General features: G+C 39.6%; 18 protein-coding genes. 11 read left to right on the forward strand and 7 right to left on the reverse strand.

From position 1 onward, the window contains the following. Together JZY04_RS10935 and JZY04_RS10940 are read right to left on the reverse strand one after the other, a co-directional pair. Positions 1 to 306, reverse strand: a 306-nt coding sequence (locus JZY04_RS10935) for a BT1926 family outer membrane beta-barrel protein (RefSeq protein WP_255584437.1), incomplete at its 3' end; no start/stop codon positions are given. Positions 307 to 352: 46 nt separating this feature from the next. Continuing rightward, on the reverse strand, positions 353 to 1,966 hold the full coding sequence (locus JZY04_RS10940) for a hypothetical protein (RefSeq protein WP_122143704.1): 1,614 nt from the start codon (positions 1,964 to 1,966) through the stop codon (positions 353 to 355). A gap of 227 nt (positions 1,967 to 2,193) precedes the next feature. Here JZY04_RS10940 and JZY04_RS10945 point away from each other — a divergent pair, with 227 nt between their 5' ends. Then, positions 2,194 to 2,553, forward strand: a complete 360-nt coding sequence (locus tag JZY04_RS10945) for a helix-turn-helix domain-containing protein (RefSeq protein ID WP_005775915.1) — start codon at positions 2,194 to 2,196, stop codon at positions 2,551 to 2,553. 413 nt (positions 2,554 to 2,966) lie between these two features. Here JZY04_RS10945 and JZY04_RS10950 read toward each other — a convergent pair whose 3' ends face one another. Then, on the reverse strand, positions 2,967 to 5,126 hold the full coding sequence (locus tag JZY04_RS10950) for a glycoside hydrolase family 97 protein (RefSeq protein WP_122143705.1): 2,160 nt from the start codon (positions 5,124 to 5,126) through the stop codon (positions 2,967 to 2,969). A gap of 151 nt (positions 5,127 to 5,277) precedes the next feature. Here JZY04_RS10950 and crcB point away from each other — a divergent pair, with 151 nt between their 5' ends. The 3 genes from crcB to eno all read left to right on the forward strand — a co-directional run bounded on the left by crcB (position 5,278) and on the right by eno (position 7,775). Then, positions 5,278 to 5,664: a fluoride efflux transporter CrcB gene (gene crcB, locus JZY04_RS10955; RefSeq protein ID WP_005809844.1), complete on the forward strand. Its 387-nt coding sequence runs from the start codon at positions 5,278 to 5,280 to the stop codon at positions 5,662 to 5,664. Positions 5,665 to 5,672: 8 nt separating this feature from the next. Next, positions 5,673 to 6,338 (forward strand): pentapeptide repeat-containing protein, encoded by a 666-nt coding sequence (locus JZY04_RS10960; RefSeq protein WP_032540879.1) that lies wholly within the window; start codon positions 5,673 to 5,675, stop codon positions 6,336 to 6,338. Between the two features lie 147 nt (positions 6,339 to 6,485). Further along, a complete protein-coding gene (gene eno / locus JZY04_RS10965) occupies positions 6,486 to 7,775 on the forward strand; it encodes a phosphopyruvate hydratase (protein WP_005775910.1) in 1,290 nt (429 codons plus the stop codon). 231 nt (positions 7,776 to 8,006) lie between these two features. Here the strand turns inward: eno and JZY04_RS10970 are convergent, their stop codons facing one another. Then, complete coding sequence (locus JZY04_RS10970) at positions 8,007 to 9,176, reverse strand: 6-bladed beta-propeller (protein ID WP_122143593.1); 1,170 nt, start codon at positions 9,174 to 9,176, stop codon at positions 8,007 to 8,009. Between the two features lie 925 nt (positions 9,177 to 10,101). Between JZY04_RS10970 and JZY04_RS10975 the strand changes: the two genes are divergently transcribed. From JZY04_RS10975 to ric, 4 genes are all read left to right on the forward strand, one after another. Beyond that, on the forward strand, positions 10,102 to 10,962 hold the full coding sequence (locus JZY04_RS10975) for a hypothetical protein (protein WP_181996532.1): 861 nt from the start codon (positions 10,102 to 10,104) through the stop codon (positions 10,960 to 10,962). 9 nt (positions 10,963 to 10,971) lie between these two features. Then, the gene (locus tag JZY04_RS10980) at positions 10,972 to 11,367 is read left to right on the forward strand and encodes a thiol-disulfide oxidoreductase DCC family protein (protein ID WP_122143596.1); all 396 of its coding nucleotides are present in this window, start codon (positions 10,972 to 10,974) and stop codon (positions 11,365 to 11,367) included. Positions 11,368 to 11,430: 63 nt separating this feature from the next. After that, complete coding sequence (locus JZY04_RS10985) at positions 11,431 to 11,895, forward strand: MaoC family dehydratase (protein ID WP_005775901.1); 465 nt, start codon at positions 11,431 to 11,433, stop codon at positions 11,893 to 11,895. 163 nt (positions 11,896 to 12,058) lie between these two features. Further along, on the forward strand, positions 12,059 to 12,787 hold the full coding sequence (gene ric, locus JZY04_RS10990; protein WP_005775899.1) for an iron-sulfur cluster repair di-iron protein: 729 nt from the start codon (positions 12,059 to 12,061) through the stop codon (positions 12,785 to 12,787). A 236-nt stretch (positions 12,788 to 13,023) separates the two neighbouring features. On the opposite strand, the gene JZY04_RS10995 is transcribed toward ric, so the two are convergent. Together JZY04_RS10995 and JZY04_RS11000 are read right to left on the reverse strand one after the other, a co-directional pair. Beyond that, positions 13,024 to 13,623, reverse strand: a complete 600-nt coding sequence (locus JZY04_RS10995; RefSeq protein WP_022011834.1) for a hypothetical protein — start codon at positions 13,621 to 13,623, stop codon at positions 13,024 to 13,026. A gap of 181 nt (positions 13,624 to 13,804) precedes the next feature. Next, positions 13,805 to 15,694, reverse strand: a complete 1,890-nt coding sequence (locus tag JZY04_RS11000; protein WP_122143597.1) for a fimbrillin family protein — start codon at positions 15,692 to 15,694, stop codon at positions 13,805 to 13,807. A gap of 289 nt (positions 15,695 to 15,983) precedes the next feature. On the opposite strand from JZY04_RS11000, the gene JZY04_RS11005 reads away from it, so the two are divergent. After that, positions 15,984 to 16,085: a DUF4372 domain-containing protein gene (locus JZY04_RS11005; RefSeq protein ID WP_157195908.1), complete on the forward strand. Its 102-nt coding sequence runs from the start codon at positions 15,984 to 15,986 to the stop codon at positions 16,083 to 16,085. Between the two features lie 137 nt (positions 16,086 to 16,222). Here JZY04_RS11005 and JZY04_RS11010 read toward each other — a convergent pair whose 3' ends face one another. Next, positions 16,223 to 20,089, reverse strand: coding sequence for a TIM-barrel domain-containing protein (locus tag JZY04_RS11010; protein ID WP_122143598.1), 3,867 nt, complete (start codon positions 20,087 to 20,089; stop codon positions 16,223 to 16,225). Between the two features lie 388 nt (positions 20,090 to 20,477). Here JZY04_RS11010 and JZY04_RS11015 point away from each other — a divergent pair, with 388 nt between their 5' ends. Continuing rightward, complete coding sequence (locus tag JZY04_RS11015) at positions 20,478 to 22,472, forward strand: site-specific DNA-methyltransferase (protein ID WP_181996534.1); 1,995 nt, start codon at positions 20,478 to 20,480, stop codon at positions 22,470 to 22,472. Positions 22,473 to 22,493: 21 nt separating this feature from the next. Beyond that, entirely contained in the window at positions 22,494 to 25,526 is a 3,033-nt protein-coding gene (locus tag JZY04_RS11020; protein WP_122143600.1) for a type III restriction-modification system endonuclease, read from the forward strand. The last annotated feature ends 9 nt before the right edge of the window (positions 25,527 to 25,535 follow it).

Below are 25,535 nucleotides of genomic sequence, written 5' to 3' on the forward strand. Positions count from 1 at the left end.
ACCGGGGTTATTCGTGAAGCTGACACCGCCACCCAAATTTAGTTTCCACTGATCTTTGAAGAACCAGCCCCCTTCAAAACCAACCATCAGCTTTTTGTCTGCCCAGTTGGTTGAAAGCGCTCTGACTTCATAGTCAGTCAGCAGCCCCGAAGGGGCTGTGACATTTGTGTAACTATTGTATCCAACAGTAGCTGCTACCGTAAAGTCTCCTTTTTTAGGAGTATTGTCTTTACTACAGTTCTGCGCATTAGCTGCAAGACACATCATGGGTAGAACGGCCAATATTAAAAGTCTTTTTATTTTCATAATCCTTTTAGTTTATTTTTAATTCTATGCCGTTTTTGAAGATGTGTTATTCAGCACTTTCAACTAAAGCTTTGATTTGAGCCAGATAATCAGCATAAATCGGCTCATTTACAGATAGGCTATTTTCTAACTGAGCAATTTCCTTTTCTTTATTGGCAATAGCTTGTTCTTTCGTTACAATTGTACTTGCATCAGCAATTACTTCATCAGCCCGAGTAATCACAATCTTCTGTGCTTGAATTAATTCTGCATAATCAGACAAGCCATTAGCGACATTCTCTAACGCAGAAGTCAATTGAGCCTGAACAGTATAATTATGATTGGCTTTGCCATATGCAATATTCGCATCAAGCAGATTATCAATAGCAGTAACCAAAGACTTAATCAAAGTTTCATAGGCTTTTGAATCATCACCTGTAACAATATCCACATATTCATTCCACTCTGCTAAAGATTCAGTTTTATCCTCTACCTCTCCTTCAGCTGATGTAATACCCGACTCATACGGCTGAATATAAGATTTCAAAGTCTGTTCAGCAGCTTGCAGTTCATATAAAGCTTGTTCTTTTTCGGTACCAGTCTGAGCTTCATCATATTTCTTCTGGGCATCTGTTACAGCTTTTGCATAATTCTTATAAGTATCAGTTTCTTTAGCTTTAGTAAGTTCAGATTTTGCATCTGCCAGTTTCTTCTCAGCAACAGCTAAACCTCTTGAGTAAGACTTAACCTCTTCCTGAATGAGATCTACATTAGCTACATACTTTTGATAACCATTTTTCCAAACCTGCCCGGTAGTAGCATCATCATTAGTATAAGAAACACTTTCACTATTTACATATTCTACAGTATAATAATTACTTCCCATATCTTGCAAAGCCTGTACAAAATGACAGTTAAAAGCATTTCCAGAAGCTGTGTTGTAATCATTATTAGCAATAATAGATGCAGTATTTTTCTCTTCTCGAATTTTTCCTAAAGCTATTTTCTTAGAATTAGCTTCTTTGGCAGCAGCTTCAGCGTTAGCTTTATCTTCCTGGCTATACTTTTCATATTCAGTGATCAAAGCCTGTGCAGTTGCCTTTATCTCTTCCTGTTCAGCAATTGTTTGTTTACGTACTTCTTCAGCGGTAATTAAACCTGCATTAAGTTTTGCCAAATCGTTTTTAGCAGTAACCAAAGATGAACGCTCTTCATTAATATCACCCAATAATTCCTCAGCTTTACCAAGTAAATCCTTTATTCTCTTTTTTTCAGCTTGATCTACTTTATCCAAAGCAGCAATCAAATCAGCTTTTGCTTGTTCCAATTGAGCCTTTGCAGCATTCAATTCCGCCTCAGCTTGTAGCTTTAGTGCTTCAATTTCCATTTCTAAAGTAGCCTGAGCCTTCTCTAATAACAGTTTCTGTTGATCGGCCTCTGCCTGTGCTGCTTCTGCCTGTGCTTTTTTATAAGCAGCTTCAGCCTCTTTCAATGCAACTTCAGCTGCAGAAACAGCTTTTTTAGCATCAGCATTCGCATTGTTTAGGTTAGCAATAGACATCAACTGCTCAGCTTTCGCATTACGCACTGCCTCTACTGAAGCCGATTCGTTGTTATCAACGCAAGCTCCCAGTGACAAAGCACCCAAGAGCACTGCTACCATCACGAGTTTCTTTTTCATAATCTCAAAATTTTAATGAATAATAGTAATAATATAAATGTTATGTTCCACTCTGTTTTTCTTCTGCTACCAGAAGAGTGTTGTTTCACTTCTCTCAGTGATCCGCTGCAAATATATCCTAATTTATCTGATAAAACAAATAAATTATGAACAAAATACAAAAATAGACAGAGATTCTTTTATATCGATAAACCTAACTCTTCAGATTATGTTGTACTTTCATGCAAATGAAAAAAAGTAATATTTATATAGGTGAAATTATCAAGAATGTAATGTCTGAGAGACAGGTTACTAAAGCCGAACTCGCAAGACGGTTGGACGTTAAGCCTCAAAGTGTAGATTACCTACTAACAAGGAAAAGCATCGATACGGATACATTATACAATATTTCACTGGCGTTAGATTATGATTTTTCCCTTTTATATAGCATCAAAAAAGAACAGAGAAATTATGATAATGAAGATATCAGATATAAATTGGGAAATGCCAAAATTACAGTAGAAATAGAACTGCAGCAAGATGAAATTATCAAGCTAAACCTGAAAAAGAAAATAGCCGAGTTACTGGATGGAGGAGCTAATAAGTAGAGTTGTTTACACCTTATTATATATAGGGAACAAAAGCTATCAAAGCAAAGATATAATCACAACAGAATAATTTAACAATGTTAAGGAGAAAACAAAGATCGTTATTCCCTCTGTACAAAGAACAAATCTTTTAAATGCAAACAACTTGTTCTTTGCATTCAAAAAACAAGCTTTAACTCTATGTTAAAGTTAGCTTTATAAACATTCAACATTAGACAACTAATCTCTTGATTAAAAACAATATAATCAATAAAGATAAGAACAGCAGATAAAAATAGAAAGTCAAGAGATAACTCACTTAATTGATAATATAGTAACTATCAACAAAAGGAGTCCGGACATACATATTGTGTATCCGGACTCTTTCATTTCAAAAAAATAACCAAACTAACCTTTTTACCACTAACCCACCTTTATTTCCACTTTTTAAGTTCTTTTCGGTCGGCCGGAGTAGCTTCTATCAGACTGAGAGCGAAACCTCCACTACGAGCCAATTTAGTAGAAATCTTGGTTTTATTAGTCACTATACCTTTTTTAATCTCATAAGAGGTAGGATTCTTCTCATAATCCGCATCTTTCCCATCAGCATATAAAGTGGCTACATACTGTTTCCCCGGATCCAGAAAATCAAGAATAAATGTAGAAGTACGGGAATTTTCACCTGTAATACCTCCAACAAACCAATTATCGGTTCCTTTGGCTTTTCGAGCCACCGTGATATATTCTCCCGGTTCTGCTTCAATATATTTACTGTCATCCCAGTCTACTGCCACGTCTTTAATAAACTGAAATGCATCCATGTGGCGCTCATAACTCTCCGGAAGGTCGGCAGCCATTTGCAGCGGACTATAAAGTGTAACATAAAGGGCCAATTGTTTTGCCAAAGTAGTATGCACAAAACTATGTTCACCACTCAAGAAAGACAATTGAGTGTCAAAAATACCTGGAGTATAATCCATTGGACCACCAATCAAGCGTGTAAAAGGAAGCAATGTAGTGTGGAATGGTTTATTCCCACCAAAAGCTTCATATTCTGTTCCACGGGCAGACTCGTTACCGATCAGATTCGGATACGTACGACACAATCCGGTTGGACGAACGGCTTCGTGAGCATTTACCATGATTTTATGATCGGCTGCTTTCTTCACTGCATAGAGATAATGATTATTCAGCCATTGCCCGTAATGATGCTCACCGCGTGGGATTATATTGCCTACATATCCGCTCTTCACAGCGTTGTAGCCGTTATCTTCCATAAATTGGTAAGCTTTGTCCATATGGCGTTCATAGTTACGAACAGATGCAGAGGTTTCATGGTGCATCATCAACTTTACCCCTTTATTCTTGGCATATTCATTCAACATTTTCACATCAAAGTCGGGATATGGAGTGACGAAATCAAACACATAATCTTTTGACTTGCCAAGCCAGTCCTCCCATCCTTCATTCCAGCCCTCAACCAATACCTGGTCAAAACCGTGTTCAGCGGCAAAATCGATATAACGTTTCACATTCTCATTATTGGCACCATGACGCCCATTGGGCTTGGTCTTAGCATAATCGGTCTCACCCAACTTCACTGAATAAACGTCGTCAGTATAAGCCCATGTACTTTTACCTGTAATCATCTCCCACCATACACCTACATATTTGACAGGCTTAATCCAAGAAGTATCCTCCAATTTACATGGCTCGTTCAGGTTTAATGTTAATTTGGAAGTAAGAATGTCACGTGCATCATCACTGACCATGATTGTACGCCATGGAGACTGACAAGGAGTCTGCATATATCCTTTATCTCCCTGTGCATCAGGAGTCAGCCATGATTCAAAAACAAAGTTTTTATCATCTAAATTAAGATGCATACAAGAGTAATCTACCAAGGCAGCTTCATGAAGGTTGATATACAATCCATCATCGGTCTTCATTTGTAAAGCAGTCTGAACCCCGGTAGGAGAAAAAGGAGTCTGGGAAGCATTGGGAGTAACAGCTGTTTTCATCAGGCCACGTATTTCCGAAAGCTTCGATCGAGTATAATCATATTCTTGTGTATCATAATCGCCCGGTATCCAGAAAGCAGTATGATCGCCTGTCATAGCAAATTGAGAATGCTCCTCTTTTATCACAAAATAATTCAGATTCTTTTGCTGCGGAAATTCATAGCGAAAACCAAGTCCGTCATCATACAAACGAAAACGAATCAACATCTTACGATCCAGAGCTTTTTGGTCTAAAGTTACCGCAAGCTCATTATAATTATTACGGATTTGCTTTACTTCTCCCCAAACAGGTTTCCAGGTTTCGTCAAAAGAAGAAGTCTTGGCATCAATCAATGTAAAACCATCCATCAGACCGGGATCATCTTTCAGTTCAAGGCCCAGTTTAGAAGGTTTAATCACTTCTTTACCCTTATAAGAAAGTTCATACACAGGCTCCCCTTTTCCATTCACCGAAAAGTTCAGTTTCAAGAGTCCATTTGGAGAAGTAATGCTTTCGGCCATTGCCACACTACTCACTAAAAGAGAAAGAAAAAAGCAAGCCAACTTAAAAGTCAGTTTATTCATGTTCTTCATGATATGGTTTAATATAAATTAGTAATCATGCAACAAAGATAAGCAAGAAGCAGATTCCGGTTCGACAAATAGAACTGAAATAAAGAAGATTTATCAGAAAACGTTTGCATAAACAGTTGACAGTGGTAACTTTGCCAACAAAATAAAAAAGATGAAAGAGATTATTTATATATTTATCGGAGGAGGCATAGGCAGTGTATCCCGCTATCTGGCACAAATAGCCGTCAACGAGAAACTTAGCCCTACTTTTTTCCCCTTTCCGTGGGGAACATTTGCCGTGAACATTGCTGGAAGTTTGTTAATAGGATTATTTTATTCACTTTCGGAACGTCTTGATCTATCCTTCGAATTAAGGCTATTTTTGACTGTTGGTTTCTGTGGAGGTTTTACCACATTTTCTACTTTGGCTAATGATGGCCTGAGTTTACTGAAAGGAGGCTTCTACGGCATATTCGCATTTTATACATTAGCCAGTATGATACTCGGGCTTTTAGCCGTATTAGGTGGAGGATACCTCGGAGAACATTTAAAACAATAGACTAATATATGAAACCAGCAATTAAGAAAGTCCAACCTGTTAAAGTCATAGCCCCATTCATCAATGAGCAGTCCGAAAGCATCACTCCGCTCGATATTTTGGTGGATGAAGAGAAAATTTCTGATTTATATTTCTCTAAAGGAGTTGTCCGACAAGTAAATAAGCCCTATCTAAGTATTAACAATTGTACTTTCAAACAACAAATATTCAACGAATGCCAGTTGAAATCAGCCCAATTAACAGACATACGTTTTGAAAATTGCGACTTATCCAACGTGTCTTTTGCCGGAACTACTTTCTACCGGGTAGAATTTATATCATGCAAGCTCTTAGGAACAGGTTTTCCGGAAGCCACCCTAAACCATGTCCGGATGGAGCATTGTTATGGACAATATATCAATCTTTCCATGACGAAAATGCGAACCGTTCGTTTCAGCCATTGTGATTTTCGAAACGCCAGCCTCAATGACAGTAAATTAATACCGGCAGCTTTCGACAATTGTGAACTGCTTGAAGCAGATTTTTCGCATACGTCTTTAAAAGGTATCGACCTCAGGAGCTCAAGAATAACAGGTATTCAACTAAACATAGCTGACCTGAAAGGGGCTATAGTCAGTTCATTACAGGCAATGGACTTACTGCCTCTGTTAGGAGTCAAGGTTGAAGACGACTGAACTTTTCCACCCCTCTCTTTGTTTTATAGTATAAAAGCGATAATACTGATTTATAGGGAAAGAGACCGCACGGAATACCTATTAATAGTTATTCTACCGCTTCCCATAAGTGAGTACATTTGCAGAGACTAAAAAACAAGAGAAATAATGAAAATAGAAAAAATTACAGGACGAGAGATTCTCGACTCAAGAGGTAACCCTACAGTAGAAGTAGACGTAGTATTGGAATCAGGCATCATGGGACGTGCATCCGTTCCGTCGGGCGCATCGACCGGTGAGCATGAAGCGCTTGAACTCCGCGACGGTGATAAACATCGTTACGGCGGTAAGGGTGTACAGAAAGCAGTAGAGAACGTTAATAAAGTCATTGCCCCACATCTGATTGGTATGTCAGCCCTCGACCAAATGGGCATTGACCATGCTATGCTGGCACTGGACGGAACAAAGACAAAAGCCAAACTGGGTGCAAACGCTATCCTGGGTGTTTCACTTGCCGTAGCCAAAGCAGCTGCCAATTATCTTGATATTCCCCTTTACAGATATATCGGCGGCACAAATACTTATGTTTTGCCCGTCCCAATGATGAATATCATTAATGGAGGATCACATAGCGATGCCCCAATTGCCTTTCAAGAATTTATGATTCGCCCAGTTGGTGCAAACTCTTTCAAAGAGGGACTGCGCATGGGTGCCGAAGTATTCCACGCCTTGAAAAAAGTATTAAAAGACCGTGGTTTGAGTACAGCTGTAGGTGATGAAGGAGGCTTCGCTCCGAATCTGGAAGGCACAGAAGATGCACTAAACTCTATCCTTGCCGCTATTAAAGCTGCCGGATATGAACCGGGTAAGGATGTAATGATCGGCATGGACTGCGCTTCTTCCGAATTCTATCATGACGGTATCTACGATTACACCAAGTTTGAAGGTGAAAAGGGTAAAAAACGTACAGCCGAGGAACAGATTGACTATCTGGAGAAACTTATCAACGAATATCCGATTGATTCCATCGAAGACGGTATGAGTGAAAATGACTGGGAAGGCTGGAAAAAATTAACTCAACGTATCGGCGACCGCTGCCAATTGGTAGGTGATGACCTTTTCGTTACTAATGTTGATTTCCTGGCAAAAGGTATCGAAAAAGGTTGTGCCAATTCTATTCTGATTAAAGTAAACCAAATAGGTTCGCTGACAGAAACATTAAACGCTATTGAAATGGCACACCGCCACGGATATACAACAGTCACCTCTCACCGTTCCGGCGAAACAGAAGATGCAACCATTGCAGATATTGCCGTAGCAACAAACAGCGGACAGATTAAGACCGGTTCGTTGAGCCGTTCGGACCGCATGGCGAAGTACAATCAGTTGCTCCGTATAGAAGAAGAATTGGGTGACCGTGCTGTATATGGTTACAAACGAATTACCGTAAAAGGCTAAATAAAATCATGATAAGCATAGCATGATGAAAGGTTAGTTATTTTTATAATGATTGAATGTAAATGTGAAAAGGAGGTTGTGTCAAAAACGTTTTGACACAACCTCATAGTATACATAAAGAACAAGAGCAACACCATCTATTCGGTCAACAATCCTGCGAATGGAATAAAAGGAGTGTTCAGCAGGTGCTGGATGATCCACTGCTCTTGATAAAATAGTTGGTTGCCTTTTTCATTTTAAACCACTATTTTTTTGCTTTACCAACATGATTACAGGATTGTCTTCTTCATTCAATTTTGAAGCAATTTCTTTCAATCTGCCATCTTTCAGTTGCTCTTTCTTATAAATCTCAATAAGTTGGGATGCACTTAAACTCGTGACATCTTCGATATCGCGATTAATTGATTTCGCCGTCATAGCTACAGTTCTTTTTTCTGCATAGTCATCATTATATACGGCAACTTGAAATATGGCTTTTTCCTTCTTGTCGTACACCAGCTCATCTGTATAGAATCCGTTACCTTTTTCAAAGTTAAATACATTTTTAACGGTTTCCATAAAGTAATAACGGTCGGTATGAATACCCATATAAAGAAAAATTTCAGGCTCCATAGTATTTGCAGAGGGGGTTCTTACAATAAAGGGGGTTAATGTACCATCCGGTGCATAGTTATACAATGTATCGGCTGATGCGTCCATAAGTGTCCATTTGCCGTTACTTAGGCGTATTTGGTAAGAATAATTTGCTATAAATCGATCTCCATCAGTCACAATCGGTGTGTTAATAGTTTTAAAAGGAATAAAAATTTCCCGGGTGATACTTCCATCCTGTTTTGATATAAGAATATGGTACGATTTGTTTCTATCTTTTCCTTTGTTATGATAATCTGACATATCATAACAGATCAAATTATGTTTGTCATAATCAAAAATAGATGAAATATCTCTACCAAGATTCAAACACCGTTTGAATTCTCCGTTAAGATCGTATACTAAGATTTTATTTCCCGGTGACTTTACGAATATTTCATCATTGCTTTCATCAAGAATAATCTCATTAATCCTTGCATATTCTTCTGCCCCTTGCCCTCGCCGATTTATCTTTTTTAATCCTTTACCGGTTTGCCTGTCAAAAATAAAAATATCCCCATCATTATTCCTATTGGTTACCAATAAGTATTCTTTTCCCACATCTTGTACTAAGCCTTGTGTAAGAAACTCATCTGTAGTTTCCAGCGCAACATATTCCACATTCATAAAATCCTGAAGAATCAATTCTTTTTTAGGATAGCTTTTCGAAACGTCCACGATGATTAAATCATCGTTTGATTGTTTATTTCTTCCACATCCTGTCAATACTACCAACAGAATGACTGTCAAAACTGTGTTTACTTGTTTCATCTTATTTGTTTTATTTGTTTTTTTATGTAACAAAGATTAGTACGATCAATAATTATTTTAAATTTTTCATATTCAATTCCTTTTAAGGTTAAGAAACGGGCTGAAGTGTTTCGGGGTAAATATACCACTATCTGATGTCTAAAGCAAGAAAAAAACATTAATATACAAGAAATCAAAAAGAATAAATTAAGCGACAAGATTCTATTATTGAAAGAATATCACAATATCGACTTCTCTTTTCTTCCATCATTCGAACTGTTAGAATTGAATAATAGATTACTGCCTTTGTCTGATTTCTATCTTTCTGCTTCAGAAATGCATAGGGTTGTGTGGGTTGGTTATAAACTATCTTTTGAGGTCTACATTCATTTCGTTATGAATGAAATACCGGTTATACCTGTAACATGTTCATTGTCATCGAAAAAATTGTTATCTGAAGGATTGGAATATGATCCGGGAGATAAAGAAATTCAGTAATATTGTACCGGTGGGGATATCATCGTTATTGGGTGGATGACGTATGATAGCCTTTTTATGTCTGAAAACGAGTAATGGAGCTTGTTAATGGTTAACAATACAAGTGTGAAATGTTAATAAGTTATCGGTAACTTTAAACCATGTTATAATAGAGCAGAATATCGTGCGTAAATTTGCTAATTAGTTGGGAATCGGTATTTTTGTATTGTGTTTTTTCATAAGTATTAGATTTAAGGTTAACAAAAGATTGGTTGCTCGGGACGAGTAGCCATTTTTTGTTTTATGCAGTAATGTGGTTTCGCTTCCGATGATATTTATTTCTTTAATTTCTTTGTTCCCTTTGTAATTTATAGATGGTTTTGAGAGCAAAACGACTTTTATATTGTTATTAGTGCAATATCAGCTATCTATAGGCTTGTTCTATTTACTAATTATTAAAGGAAACATTATGAAAAAGAATCTATTGTTTTTTGGAGCACTTGTGAGTGCTTTTCTGTTGGCCTCTTGTTCGGGTGGAAGCAAGAGCAAAGCTCCTGTTGCCAGTACGGCAGATATTGAAAATGCGACAGAAGTAATCAAGTATTATAATACTTCTCTCGGAGTATTAAAAGATATGGTGAAGGAAAAAGATGTAAATGCCGTTTTGGATTATATGGAACAAAAAGGAAAAGTACCGGCTCTTACCGCCATCGCCCCACCGGCAGTTGTTGCAAAAGATTCGGCGACGGTGATGAATCCCGGAGATTACTTCAATGGAGAAACCCGCCAGAATCTGGTGCAGAACTATGCCGGATTGTTTAAGGCGAGAGCAGAGTTTTACGCAAATTTCGATACCTATCTTTCTTACTTGAAAAAGAAAGATGTAACTAAAGCGAAGCAACTGTTAGATGCGAATTATCAGTTGAGCACACAGATGTCTGAATACAAGCAGAATGTTTTTGATATTCTGAGTCCGTTTACCGAACAGGCTGAACAGGTGCTTCTGGCGGACAGTCCGCTGAAAGAACAGATTATGTCTGTACGGAAGATGTCTGCTACGATGCAGAGTATTTTGAACCTGTATGCACGTAAGCATATGATGGATGGCCCCCGCATTGACCTGAAAGTAACTGAACTTACCAAACAACTCGATGCTGCTAAAAAACTTCCTGCCGTGAATGGTCATGAAAGCGAGATGAAGTCTTATCAGACTTTCCTTTCACAGGTAGAAACATTTATCAAACAGGTGCAGAAGGCTCGGGAAAAAGGAGAATACAGTGATGCCGATTATGATATGTTGACCAGTGCATACGAGACTTCCATTATTTAGAAATATAGAATGAATATTATACTTTTCGATGGTATATGTAATCTCTGCAACGGGACAGTTTCTTTTATTGTAAAGAGGGATAAAAGAAAGCTGTTCCGTTTTGTTTCACTGCAATCTGAAGCGGGTAAAACTTTGTTGGACCGGTATGCTGTTGAAAGTAATAATAAGACTCTCTATTATTTCCGGAAAGGAGATTGTTATTCTAAATCTACGGCTATACTTTATATCTTAAAAGACCTGGGAGGATTCTGGCAGTGTTTTTATCCATTGATCCTGATTCCGGTAAAAGTAAGGGATGCATTGTATTTATTGGTTTCCAAATATCGGTATCGGATATTTGGGAAAGTAGATTCATGTACTAAGCCGGCGAGTTTTTCTAATGAAGAATCTAAAAGACCAGATTAATTTTAACTTATCTAAAAAAAATATATCTTTGTAGCAAAGATGTACATTTTTAAATGAAGAAATATGGATAAAGTAATTATTAATTCTTATGAAGATTTTGAGAAATTAGTGGGGCAGCAGATTGGAGTCTCTGACTATCTGGAGGTTTCTCAGGAACGTATCAACCTTTTCGCTGATGCAACACTAGATCATCAGTGGATTCATGTGGACACAGAGCGTGCTAAGGTGGAGAGCCCTTATCATAGCACCATTGTTCACGGATATCTGACATTGTCATTACTTCCTCATTTGTGGAACCAGATTATTGAAGTAAATAATTTGAAGATGATGATTAATTATGGTATGGACAAGATGAAGTTCGGGCAAGCAGTACTGTCAGGTCAAAGTGTGCGACTGAAGGCAAGTCTGCATTCTCTTACTAACTTGCGTGGTGTGGCTAAAGCTGAAATTAAGTTTGCGATTGAGATTAAAGATCAGCCTAAGAAAGCACTCGAAGGTATCGCTATCTTTCTGTATTATTTTAATTAAGAAAAGAATATGGCATACACAAGTTATAGAAGACTGTGTATGCCATTGTTTTATACTTCATATTGCTTCGAAAGACAAAAGAAAATCCTTCCTGTAACATTGGTTACAAATTATTTGTTTTCTGTTCCCGACCTTTGTCCTCTGAATAATAAAAGAGGAAAATATGAAAGATTATAAACTTATGACAGTCGGCCAGATTGTAGCCGATCGTTTTGACCACGCAAAGGTATTCAATAAGTATGGCATTGATTTCTGTTGCAATGGAGATATCTCGCTGACTGATGCTTGTGAAAGAGCCGGAGCAGGGGTGGACAGCTTGTTGGAAGAGTTGGGGCAAACGCAACCGAACCATTCTCCGATTTTTGATTTTAAAAGTTGGCCTATGGATTTATTGGTAGATTACATCCTGAAATTCCATCATCGTAATATCCGTTACCAGGGACCGCAGATTCTTCAATTGCTTGATAAAGTTTGTGAGGTACACGGTGAGAAACATCCGGAACTTTATGAGATACGTGGGTTGTTTCAAGAGTCCTGGATAGATCTGAATAATCATCTTACCAAGGAGGAAATGGTGTTGTTTCCTTATATATACGATTTGTTCGATGCAGTGACCCAACACCGCCCCGTTCCGCCTTTTCATTGTGGCAGTGTCAGTAGCCCTATTTCGGTAATGATGCATGAACATGATGCCGAAGGTGAACGTTTTCGCCGGATTTCTTTATTGGCTCAGGGATATTTAGTACCCGATGATGCTTGTGACACCTACAGGTTATTGTTTGAAATGTTGGAGACATTTGAGAAAAATTTGCATCATCATATTCATTTAGAAAATAATATTGTTTTTCCTATGGCTATAGAGCTACAGGAGAACTGTGAACGAATGTGTTAATTGTTAACGTTTTTAGCCTAAAGTATTAACAAAACAAGAGCGAGTATTAAACGGTGTTATAATACAGGATATTTTTGCTCTGATATTTGCTAATTGCTTGAAATTCGGTATATTTGTATTGTGTTTTTTTCATAAGTATTAGATTTAAGGTTAACAAAAGATTGGTTGCTCGGGATGAGTAGCCATTTTTTGTATTCGGTACTTTGGTTATTTATTCTTCAATTAGAGTATGACGTTTAAAATCTATATCCCAGTCCTATTCTCACAGTAGGATAGATGGCGGAATTGCCGTTGGAGGACTTTATATAACCGGCTCCGCCAGATAGATCGAAAAGAAAATGTTTCCATACGCGTCGAAATCCCCAATATGGGGTGATAACATATATATGCGCTGTTTTTACTCCGCTGCTGATGGCTATTGGAAAAGAATATCCGAAACAGGCAGATAAATACCCACCGGAATTACCCCAAGTACGCTTGCCATTGCGATGCCTTTTCTTCAGGTTATAATAAAAACGTGGTTCTATGGCTAAATCTCCGGTTACTAAATGATAGTCTTTGGTGGCGATATGGAATTCGCGAAGTGATTCCATTTTGAGTTGCCATGTTCTTTCAAAAGCATAAGAAGCTCCTGCGCTAAAAATAACAGTACCTTTCGGAGCAAAAGCATATTCATAACTATATGCCAGTCCGATACCATTTAAACTGATACTGTGACCGGAGACGGTTTGGAATTGGGCAGATGCATCTGGTCTTTTTTGAGGATTGTGCTCAGCATGGATAGAGAGGGCGAATAATGTAAGTAGAATTGTAGTGATAAATAATACTTTCTGCATATGTTTTCTGTTTTGGGTTTTATAATTGATTTCTTGATTATAAAGACAGAAAAAAGAAGAAGATTCCCTATTCGAATGAAAAGAATAATTTAACGATAAAATACAGAATCTAAAGTTTGGGCCAGTAGCGGTGAGGAGATCTACCTAAACTTTAGATTCTGTATGATAGGCAAAGTGCTTGTTATTTACGGATGCATCTGACAGAAAGAGCTCTGTCTGTTATATTGCCGTCTTTTATTTCATTTGTAGTATGCAGCAAATAGATTGCTTTATTTATTTGATTTCCAGATGAATTGGTAGACCAGTATACCACCGTATATAAGCCGTTGGTATATCCGTTCTTACTTTTTAGAATATATCCTTCCGGCATTCCATTGAATCCTGTAGTGTTAAGTATAGGAAGCTTGTCACCGTTTTCATCGCTTGACCATGGTCCGGATTTCAGTTTAGAAGCATCATTGTTTATATATTGCTTTAGTTGTTCCCACTCGGTCTCGGTAGGAATATTCCATCCTTGGGGTGATAACTTGCCTGAAATAACAGCCTCAGAATTGTAAAAGTAAAAATTTTGAGGCGCATCTTGATATTTCCCGGTGTAATAGCCTGCTGTTGCCGTGAAATCTTTTTTCAAAGTAATTGTTTTACCGTCGGTATAGCGTGTCGCTTCCAAACTACGTCCCATCCAATATTGGATTCCTATTTTTACTATAGGATAAGTTTTGGTTTCCGTATTCCGTATATCTGTCAAGACATCTTCTTGCAATCGCACAGGTAGAGGATTTTCCGGTTTGGATATTGATATTGAGTTGTCTTCGGCTATGTAGAAGTCGTTGATGACGCTTTGATTTCCGGGCGTGTAGGCTAATACATTATTAACTTTGTTCCAAGAGACCTTGCCTCCGTGAACGGCCGCTGCTTCGTCAAGTAAACAAATTACCGTGCCGTTGTTTAAATCTGTCTTTCCATTTAGAACAGGATAGGCAACGATGGCTTGTGCATCGATATTGTCTGCCAATAGGTACTCTTTACAGATCTCTGCTACCTGCGTCCCTTCGTTAATTGCTTTATATACATTACTCTTACTGAATTTCAGTGCAGCCAGGTGAATTATACCTGATGTTTCCTGAGCTGTCGTTTCACCGGACTCCCCTTCTGTCCAGTCTGCAATGCTATGATCGAAGTTGTTGATTTGAATACCTTCGGATGACTTATAGATAATGCCTATGGAACAGCTTTTTTCACTGGACAGTTGAAAGTTGTCCGGAAATGGGCAGCTATAGCTCTTTCCATCTATTTCCATATTTATGTAGTGACTGCCGGACTCTATTTTTTCGGGTATCAGTATCGCTTTTTTGCCTGTAAGGGTATTATTCTCTATTTTCCATTCTCCATAAGGAATAATGCCGCTCGTTTGTCCCGATGGTCCGAATTGCTTGGTGAGAAAATCATAAGATGCTTCCGAATGGAATCCGTTTAAGGATAGGGTAGGATTATCAGCCAAGAGCTCTTGTAAGTCTTCTCCGGCTGCGGGTCTTATAATGATTTCCAGTTTGCAGAGTTTGTGTTCATATTCCATGGCAACCATGTTCTGACTGGGTGTAATGCCATTGTTTACAGCGATCATAAAGTCGGAAAGTGATAGTCCGCCCACAGTACTTTGGTCGGTCTGTATTTGGATCTGCATTGTACTTTTATCCGGTTCAATACCTGTTTCTTGAAAAGGATAATAACTGATAAAGTTACATTCTCCGTTTCCTTTAGGATAATAAATCGTTTCTTCCGGTTCGAAGCCGGAGGTTTGGGAACATGTGAAACGCATATTATCAATGTATCGTTTCTGATTGATAGCTGATGGTTGTGTCAATACATACAGGCCAATGGCGTCCTTTTCTTGAAATTTGTTATCAATAACACGTGTGCGGTTGCATAAAATTTGTGTAGAAAGGCGGATAGGAATTTCTCCGGGGAGGGTTGTCGGTTCTTCTGAAATTTCATTTACACAGGAAGTGCTGACAAGCAGGGGCATCATTATGAATTTTATCATAAAGGATGCAATTTTCATGTTTTTCATTGTAGTATATAGTTTAATTTGTGTTTTAGTTTCATTGTTTAACTATATGTTTAAGGAGTAACAAAGCTACTATTATTAATATAATTATTACTATGAATTATGATAATATTTTGTATTTATATAATAAATGTTTCACTACTGTTCCGTTAAAGTGAATAATAGTTCTTTGAAATAATTGAAATATAGTCGATTAAGTTATATTTTGAAATAAAACGGATTTGAATTTCTATTTTTGCAGCTGTAATGATGAATCAAGATAAATACGCTTTTTCTCAACTTTTCCACTTTTTTGAACAGAACTCGGTTTAACAACTACGTTCGTAAGTACGATGTCAACCGTTATGTGAAGCATTTTACTTACTGGAACCAAATAGAAAAATCGCCAAGTTAGTATTTCTAACTTGGCGACTCTCACTTTTGCTCTTCAAGAGGGCACTGAAAAGCCATCTGTTTTTTCAGTGCCCTCGGAAATTTCCGGGCAGCTTTTTATTTTTCTCCGTTCAAACGGCGGAGTATTCTTACACAAGTTTAAAACTTACGTGTGTTCAGGTTCTTGTCGACCAAAACGCCATCAATAGCTTTCAGATCAAACTTCACGGCACGTTTCGCTTTCAGCTTCAGAATAAACAGATCGTTTGTTCCTTCAAGGGCTTCTTTAGCTCCAAGGTTAACGAATGTAGGATAGAGTGCTTTTGTACCATTGGTATGGAGTCTGTCGTAAGTCAGATTTTCCATTGCTTTAAGGTTCAAAGGTTCGACACCTACAAATTCATAATCTTGCTGATTGTATGGCAACGCAAAACTCAAGGCATTTACAGAACGGAGGTTGATACCTTTTACAAGCACTTCAACCACATCACCTTTACTGTAATTTCGTTTAGCCGTACTGATCTCAATAGTGCCATCCAGTTTCTCAATCGGTTCATCGCTGACACCATCTTCCAATTGTGTTGCCACAACAGAAATGTCATAAGCATCGATCAAACCATTCTGGTCGATATCACCTACGCTGATATAGCCTTCATAGTCGGAATCACCTTTTCTCAGACCGGTATAGTTAGTATACGAAGTTAAATCGTTATTATCGATCTTACCGTCATTATTGATATCACCCTGCAAACGGCTCTCTGTTCCAGGAACTTTAAACACATACAATTCTCTACCCGAACCATAATTGTTCACACCTTCCGTTACAGCCAGTTTGATATAGCGTGCAGTCGGGCGCTCAGTAAATGTAAATACTTTCACATCACCATTACGTTTCCAGTCGATTGCTCCGGCCTCAGTCCAATTCTCTTTATCCATACTGTAATATACAGTACCTTTCAGAATCGTTCCGTTACCACCGTCGGTACGTGGCAGGTATTCGAATTTATCCAACTGGTTCACAGTTCTCAAGTCGATAATCATATCATATGGCAGCGCTTTCGCTCCATACTTCGTATGCCACATATCACCCAATTCGGCAAAGTCGAACAAACGATCGATATCAAATCCTTCCTGATTCTTCGCAGTTGTTTCACCCTTGATTCCGTGAAGAGCAAATTCCAGCGGGTTAGCTTTTGTCTTAGCGCTGAATTCAGCCCAATCCGAATAGCCATCCTTGTTTACGGCACGGATCTTGAATGCGTAGTCGGTTTCAGCAGCCAGCCCGTCAAACAGCAACTCAGTATCCTTAATTGTTGTATACAACATGCCATTGAACTCTATTTCATAGAAATCGGCATTCGGCACTTTGCTCCATGTAGGTTTCAAAGTATAAGCTTCAATATTCTCGGCAGTAATCTGAGCTGCAGGAGCAGTCAGCGAACCGGACGTAACTCTGTAATTATCGGCAGGCGCATACTGGAAGCCTTCGATATTCATCACAACCTGATTTTTAGTAATGTCAGTAGCAGCCAACTTCACAAGAAGCTGAGGATTCTTAGTGATTACCTTCTTTTCAAATTCACTGCCTTTCGTAGCAAATTTATTCAGATTAGGAGCAGCATCATAAAAGTATACATTCTCGCCTTTCTGGAAATCATCCATAGAGGCCACTTCGATCAACTTCACTTTGCTTTTACCCACCTGAGCAGAAACTTTCTTTGGTTTGGCAGTAACGTTTACTCTAAACTCAGTAGCTTTTTCTTTTACAAAACCGTCGAAATCACCCTGCGTAGGACGAATAGAAATCTTCACATTGTTTTTCGAATCAACATTTGACTCAATGAAAGTTGTGGCACCTTTACCATCCTTATATGCTTCCGATACACCGTCATCATCATATTCAACAGTCATCATGTGCTTATACGGATAGATCTCGTAGATACGAAGTCCTTTGTTGATTTCAGCAACGTTATTGTTAGGATTGGTCATCGGGATAATAGCTCCGTTCTTCACAAATACCGGAAGTTTCCAGAGAGGAGCAGCAAAGTTGTTGAGTACACAGTTACCCTGATATTTTTCTCCGGTGAAATAATCGATCCATTCTCCTTCAGGCAGATAAATACCGTCACGGATATCATTCCCTTCAGCATCTGCTTTTGTAGCTTTATAGATAGGTGCTACCAGGAAGTCGGTACCATACATAAACTGATACTGCGTGGCTGTACCCAGAGTATAAGCATTCGGATATTCCAGGAACATAGCACGAATAAGCGGCATTCCGGTTACAGCTTCTTTCGCAAAACTATAAGTATAAGGCATCAATTCCGATTTCAGTTTCAGATACCAGCGATTAATAGAAGTGGCAGGTTCGCCCAAAGCATGCGGATATTTTTCGTTCGATCCCCATCCATCCATATTCAGCTGCATCGGAGTGAAAGTTTTCCACTGGAAGTCTCTGGTGTTGACAATCATATTCTTGCCGCCAAAGATACCATCCATATCCGAAGAGATGTTAGGCTGACCTGACAGACCTGAACCGATATAAGTCGGGATGTGAAAACGGATGTACTCCCATACACCGCCTGTCTGGTCGCCCGACCAGATTCCGGCATATCGTTGTGTACCGGCCCAACCATCGAGTGAAATAATGAACGGACGGGCATCATCTCCGTAATAAGGCATAATATGACCTACGTCTGCCACACCATTCAGTCCGAAGGAATATCCCCAGCCTACCCATGCAACGTCTGTTTTCAATACACGCACACCGGCATCTCTCACTTCCTTCACAATATCTCTTTGCAGCAACGCACTCACACCTTCTTTCGGATGCAAGTCAGACTGTGTCCACAAACCGATTTCGACACCATTCTTACGAGCATAGTCGCCCAGACTTTTCAGATTCTGGATGTTTCCGTCAAGGGTTTCGGTCTGTCCGTATCCGGCACCATATCCGTCGTTTGGCAGCAACCAGCCCAAAGGCATGTCATGATTCTTATAGCGATCAATCACTGCACGGGCCGAGAACTGATAATTATTCTTTTCTCCGTTCAATGATTCCTTGATTCCACCATTATCTTTCTGGCTTTCCTTATAGCGTTTTCCGTCTTCGAACAAGATTCCTTTTTCGTCTTCCTTCCAGTAGTCACGGTTATAAGCATTCAAGTGGCCCTGATAGAAACCAAACTTAGGCAACAGCACCGGATTACCGGTCAATTGATAAAAGTCATTCAGAATCCCTACGGCACCATCACTAACCATATAGAATACATCAAGGTAAGGAGAATCGTGCATAAGCTTCACTTTACCTTTTTCTTCCGCACCGAAATCATATTTACCCGGTTTGAAAGTATACCACATCATACCATAGCCGTTAGTAGACCAATAGAAAGGTGTGGGTGAAGCTACTCCACCGTCTGTCCAGCTATTTTCGTTTACAATATTAATTGCTTTTCCTTTGTGCGAAAAACGTCCGTTCTGCACACCGCCGCCATAGAAATATTCGTTGGGGTTCTCTTTCAGAGTTACAGTAACTTTTCCTTTATCAAAAAGTACCGGTTCGGCTTCTTCAAAAGCTACGGTATTCTTTTCCAAGTCAATCACTTTCATCAAAGAGGTATTCTTATCGATTTCCACCTTGATTTTCCCCGTAGTGATAGAAAGGAGATTGCCGCCATCATTTAAGTCAAGCGTAGAGACTGTGTTTCTGGGATTATTTACCAGAATTTGTGCTTCAGGTTTCGCTTCCGGATCACGGATGATTCCTCCATCATTGTCCTGAAATACTCTGAAGATGTTCTCTCCGTAGAAATCGAATGTCATTCTCTGGTTATTAGAGAACAGTACTTCAATCGTAGTCGGATTGATTTTCTTTGCACTAACGATCTTCAAGTTTTGTTGTGTCACTTCTCTAACGATTTCGGACCGATGCATAGCCTGCATAGGCGAACCGGAAAACATCAGAGGCAAAGCGAGAGCGAAGAGCACTGCTTTTCGCTGCTTACAATTACCAATTGCGTTCTTCATGATTTTTACTATAAAATTTCAACTAAATATTACTCCATTCTGTCAATAGATTGAATACGCAAAAATAGGCAAAAGTATTCAGAAAAGGCATATTCTATGAAAATAAATACAAGTAAAAAACACTTGCTTCCTATAATTCAAGAAACACCTTCACACCCTATGCCCATTTCCTCCTAATCATCAATCGAAAAACATGAGGGTGTTTTTCGATTGATGATTAGAACATAAGACTATCCGGTCAGCAAGATAAAGCACTTGCCTTGTTACGTAAGCTAACAACCGGTTCGTGATATCGATAGGTTACTTCATTAAACACACATTATTTATAGAGGAAATTAGCCAATCAGAATGAAAATCTTAACTTTGCAGGACAAAAATGAAATCATATATGGAAAAGCTAAAAATGGAATCTGTGAGTATCGCAGAGGACAGCCTGAATAAAATAGCCGAACTCTTCCCAAACGTAGTCACTGAATCGATGGGTAAGGACGGACAACTACATAAAGCTATCGACTTTGATAAACTGAAATTCCTCCTTACAGCCAACCAAGCAGAAATGGGAGTGGTATATGATGACGACGAACGTTACGAATTAACATGGGTGGGCAAGAAGCAGGCGATAAGAGAGGCGGCGCATCCTATCCGCAAAACATTGCGTCCCTGCCCGGAAGAGAGCAGGAATTGGGAACAGACCCAAAACCTATACATCGAGGGAGACAATCTGGACGCAATGAAACTCCTGAAAAAGAGTTATGCAGGAAAGGTAGACGTTATCTATATCGATCCGCCTTACAACACGGGTAAAGACTTTATCTTCAATGATACATTCGCTCTTTCACAGGAAGAATCCGACGAGAAACAGGGAAGATATAATGAAGAAGGACAACGATTGTTTCAGAATACGGAGGCTAACGGAAAGTTTCACTCCGATTGGTGTAGCATGATGTATGCCCGGCTGATGCTTGCCCGTACCCTGTTAAATGATAATGGCATCATTTTCATTTCCATTGATGATCACGAACTGGCAAATCTGATTAAAATAGGCAATGAAGTATTCAATGCTTCTAATTTCATCGATGTATTTAATTGGGCAAAGACGGAAACTCCGGAAAATCTCTCGAAAAAAAGCAAGCAAATCATCGAATACATCGTCTGCTATCAGAAGAAGAAAAACGACATGAAATTCCAGGGTCTGAAGAAGGAGTCGGTCAGTTCAAACGGTCTGTTGAATCAACCGAATTCCGTCGGCATTCTAACTTTCCCGGCCAACAAAGTAGTTACTTCCATCCCCGACGGAGTGATCAAAGCGGGCATGTACGGAACAGATGCGTATGACGTGGAATTACTGGAAGATACCACCGTACGTGACGGACTGTTTACAACTCCCGTCAAGCTGAAAGCCAAATTCAAATGGAGCCAAGCAAATCTGGACAAAGAGATAAAAAAAGGAACAACTATTAAAATACCGACTCTCAAGTTAAGTCCTTCGTACGAAAAGCTGGAATATGATCCGGAAGTCCCGCCCAACCTGATCAATTACAAAGTAGGAGTTGAAACCAATGAACAGGCCGGTAACCATCAACTACAGTTCTTTGATAAGAAAGTGTTCAACTTTCCGAAACCTGTCAGTCTGATTCAATATTTATGTGAGTTTATCGACACCAAAAACAAAGATTGTATTGTAATGGACTTCTTCTCAGGTAGTGGCACTACTGCCGAAGCGGTTATGCGGATGAACATGAAACCACGTAAAAACAAGGTGAAGTACATTCTCGTGCAACTGCCGGAAGATGTGACTGAAACAATAAAAAAGGCCAAGACTCCCAGTGAAAAAGAGATCATGCAAAATGCGATCGACTTCCTCACGGAAAAGCATAAAGCATTGAACATCTGCGAACTGTCCAAAGAACGTATTCGACGTGCCGGAGACACAATTGAGGCGGAATGTAACCAACTTAAATTAAAGAACCGCCCGGACATCGGTTTCCGTGTTTTTCGGATTGCCGACAGCAATATGAAAGACGTATATTACAGTGCAGGGGAATATTCACAAAGTGATTTGTTTTATTTCACAGACAATATCAAAGAAGACCGTACCGGACTCGATCTGCTTTATGGTTGCCTGACCAACCTGGGACTATCCCTGTCACTCCCACACGATGAAGAGGATATAAATGGATATACGGTTTATTCTGTCGACAAGACCGAATTAATGGCATGTTTCGCAGAACAGATTCCCGAAGAAGTCTTCCGTGAAATAGCCGGTAGGCAACCACGCCGAGTTGTTTTCCGGGATGCCTCGTTCAGGGATAGTGCCGATCGCATCAACATAGACGAGATATTTAAAACGTTATCTCCCGGTACTATGATCGAGATTCTTTAAACAGAGAAGGAAGATACAGAAATGAAATTAAAATTCAAACATCAAAAGTTTCAGGAAGACGCAGCAAAAGCGGTATGTGATGTCTTTGCCGGGCAGCCATACAAGATGCTCGACTATCAAGTAGAGACCCGGAAGAAAGACGGACAGACCAGTTACGAAAGGTTTACAGGATTCCGTAACCACCCTGTCGTACCCCAACTCACAGATGAGATCGTTCTGAAACATATCCAGGATATCCAGCGTGCCCAACAAATCAAACCGTCGGAAGCGTTGGAAGGGAAATACAATCTCACCATCGAGATGGAGACAGGAGTTGGCAAAACATATACCTACATCAAAACCATCTTCGAACTGAACAAACGCTACGGTTGGTGCAAGTTCATCATTGTCGTACCCAGTGTTGCCATCCGCGAAGGAGTCCACAAAAGCCTGGAGATTATGAAGGAACACTTTGCCTCGGATTACAGCACCCCTCTGTCTTATTTCATCTACGACTCCAAACAGTTGGGTGAATTGAACGCATTTGTCACAGACAGCAGAATCCATGTAATGATCATCAATTCACAGAAGTTCAATGCAACGAACAAAGATGCCCGCCGCATCTACATGAAGCTGGATGATTTTGGCGGCAACTGTCCCATCGATGTGATTGCGCAGATGAACCCGATACTGATTATCGACGAACCTCAGTCGGTAGAAGGAGCCAAAACAAAAGAGGGATTGAAACGATTCAATCCCCTGTTCACACTGCGTTATTCGGCTACACACCGCGAACTCTATAACCTGGTCTATCGCCTGGACGCGATGGAAGCTTACAACCTGCAACTGGTTAAGAAGATCGCTGTCAAGGGTATCTCTATCAGTGGGACAACAGCTACTGAAGGATTCGTTTATCTGGAAGGTTTGAACCTGTATCCGGACAAAAACCCGACTGCCAATATCGGATTCGAAGTAAAAAGAACCAAAGCAGTGAATCAGGTAGTACGAGCTCTGAAAATAAATGATGACTTGTATGCTAAATCAAACCATCTGGAAGAATACCGAAACGACTATGTAATTACAGATATCAACGGCGTTGAAGACTCCGTCACCTTCCGGAACGGCATCAAACTTTATGCAGGTGACGTAGCGGGTAGCGTCAACGAAACTCAACTACGACGTATCCAGATACGGGAAACCATCTTGTCACACATAGAAAAAGAACAGGAACTGTTTGAGAAAGACATCAAAGTTCTCTCCCTTTTCTTCATCGATGAAGTAGCCAAATACCGCCGGTATAACCCGGACGGAAAGGGAGAATATGCCGAGATTTTCGAACAGGAATATACCGATATCATAAAGCACCTGGATCTTTCGTTATTCAATCAGCCGGAATATATCGATTACCTGAAATCGACCGTGGCATCGAAAGCTCACGAAGGGTACTTCTCCAAAGATAAAAAAGGAAAACTGATTGACAGTAAAACCGAGCGGGGAACCAAAGAATCGGCAGATGAAGATGCTTACGATTTGATTATGAAGAATAAAGAACGTCTGCTTGACCGGAAAGAGCCGATTCGCTTTATTTTCTCACATTCCGCTCTGCGGGAAGGATGGGACAACCCGAATGTCTTTCAGATCTGTACCCTGAAACAAAGTTCGGCAGAGGTACGCAAGCGTCAGGAAGTGGGACGCGGGCTGCGCCTCTGTGTAAACGGGCAGGGAGATCGCATGGACGTCAACGTTTTAGGCGAAGAAGTGCATCGTGTCAACCTACTGACCGTGATAGCCAGTGAATCGTATGAATCGTTTGCCAAAGGCTTACAGACAGAAATGGCGGAAGCCATAGCCGACCGTCCACAGAAAGTAACCATCCAATTATTCAAGGACCAGTCGCTCCGATTGCCCAACGGTGAAACCATCATAGCCACCGAAGATATAGCACAAAGTATCTACGACTCTTTACTTGAAAACAAGTACATCAAGAAAGGAGAACTAACAGACAAATTCTATGAAGACCGTAAACAGGGAGAAGTGATTTTCGACGACGAGCTCACCGATTATAAGGCGTCTATCATGACCATCCTGGCCTCTATCTATAATCCAAGGGAGATGCAGCCGAACGATGCAAGGAAAAGTAAGATAAATCTTCGGTTGTCGAAAGATAAACTTGAAAATAGCAAACTTCAGGAATTGTTAAAGTTGCTATGCAGTAAGTCAACCTACACCGTAAAGTTTGACGAAAAAGAATTGGTAGAGAGAGCGATCGAAAGTTTAAATGAAAAGTTAAGAGTATCCCAGCTCTATCTTTCTGTCATTACGGGCCAAATGGAAAAAATCAAGTCCAAAGCAGCTTTAATTTCGGGAGAGGCATTTAAGGTAGATGCCAATCAGGCGCACTATGAAAAGATAAATGCCATGGCAAACGATCAAGTAAAATATGATTTGCTCGGTAAACTCACAGACGCCACCAATCTGACCCGACAGGCAGTTGCTCAGATTCTCGCCCGGATAAAACCGAATGTATTCGGCCAATTCAAAAATAACCCCGAGGATTTTATTATCAAGGCTTCGGAACTGATTAACGAAGAAAAAGCATGTCTGATAGTAAAACATATCGAATATACTCCAATCAACCAGTACTATGATGTATCGGTCTTTACCCGGACAACTATTCAGGGACGTTTAGGAGTAAACACAATAAAAGCAGATAAACATCTGTACGATCATGTGAGATTCGACTCCCAAAATGAAAAAACATTCATGGAAAGACTGGAAGAAAATGACGAAATAGAAGCTTATGTAAAGCTACCCGGCAATTTCTATATCCCTACTCCGATGGGAAAATACCATCCGGACTGGGCCATCGTCTTCAAACAAAAGTTATCGAAGTATCCTTATTTTATTGCCGAAACCAAAGCCAGCGATTCCTCCCTGCAAGATCGGAAAATAGAAGAGGCAAAGATCGAATGTGCCAAAAAACATTTTGCGAAGACAAACGGTGGAAAGCTTAAATATGATAAAGTAAGCTCCTTCGAAGATCTCTTGAAAATCGTCACACAAGAATCCGTTTAAATCCAATAA

Source organism: Bacteroides sp. 11BF (assembly GCF_019633765.1).
Lineage (GTDB): Bacteria > Bacteroidota > Bacteroidia > Bacteroidales > Bacteroidaceae > Bacteroides > Bacteroides hominis.

Excerpts from the sequence above, each read along its gene's own strand:
- JZY04_RS10940 (WP_122143704.1), bottom strand. The coding sequence starts at position 1,966 with ATGAAAAAGAAACTCGTGATGGTAGCAGTGCTCTTGGGTGCTTTGTCA.
- JZY04_RS10945 (WP_005775915.1), top strand. The coding sequence starts at position 2,194 with ATGAAAAAAAGTAATATTTATATAGGTGAAATTATCAAGAATGTAATG.
- JZY04_RS10950 (WP_122143705.1), bottom strand. The coding sequence starts at position 5,126 with ATGAAGAACATGAATAAACTGACTTTTAAGTTGGCTTGCTTTTTTCTT.
- crcB (WP_005809844.1), top strand. The coding sequence starts at position 5,278 with ATGAAAGAGATTATTTATATATTTATCGGAGGAGGCATAGGCAGTGTA.
- JZY04_RS10960 (WP_032540879.1), top strand. The coding sequence starts at position 5,673 with ATGAAACCAGCAATTAAGAAAGTCCAACCTGTTAAAGTCATAGCCCCA.
- eno (WP_005775910.1), top strand. The coding sequence starts at position 6,486 with ATGAAAATAGAAAAAATTACAGGACGAGAGATTCTCGACTCAAGAGGT.
- JZY04_RS10970 (WP_122143593.1), bottom strand. The coding sequence starts at position 9,176 with ATGAAACAAGTAAACACAGTTTTGACAGTCATTCTGTTGGTAGTATTG.
- JZY04_RS10975 (WP_181996532.1), top strand. The coding sequence starts at position 10,102 with ATGAAAAAGAATCTATTGTTTTTTGGAGCACTTGTGAGTGCTTTTCTG.
- JZY04_RS10980 (WP_122143596.1), top strand. The coding sequence starts at position 10,972 with ATGAATATTATACTTTTCGATGGTATATGTAATCTCTGCAACGGGACA.
- JZY04_RS10985 (WP_005775901.1), top strand. The coding sequence starts at position 11,431 with ATGGATAAAGTAATTATTAATTCTTATGAAGATTTTGAGAAATTAGTG.
- ric (WP_005775899.1), top strand. The coding sequence starts at position 12,059 with ATGAAAGATTATAAACTTATGACAGTCGGCCAGATTGTAGCCGATCGT.
- JZY04_RS10995 (WP_022011834.1), bottom strand. The coding sequence starts at position 13,623 with ATGCAGAAAGTATTATTTATCACTACAATTCTACTTACATTATTCGCC.
- JZY04_RS11000 (WP_122143597.1), bottom strand. The coding sequence starts at position 15,694 with ATGAAAAACATGAAAATTGCATCCTTTATGATAAAATTCATAATGATG.
- JZY04_RS11010 (WP_122143598.1), bottom strand. The coding sequence starts at position 20,089 with ATGAAGAACGCAATTGGTAATTGTAAGCAGCGAAAAGCAGTGCTCTTC.
- JZY04_RS11015 (WP_181996534.1), top strand. The coding sequence starts at position 20,478 with ATGGAAAAGCTAAAAATGGAATCTGTGAGTATCGCAGAGGACAGCCTG.
- JZY04_RS11020 (WP_122143600.1), top strand. The coding sequence starts at position 22,494 with ATGAAATTAAAATTCAAACATCAAAAGTTTCAGGAAGACGCAGCAAAA.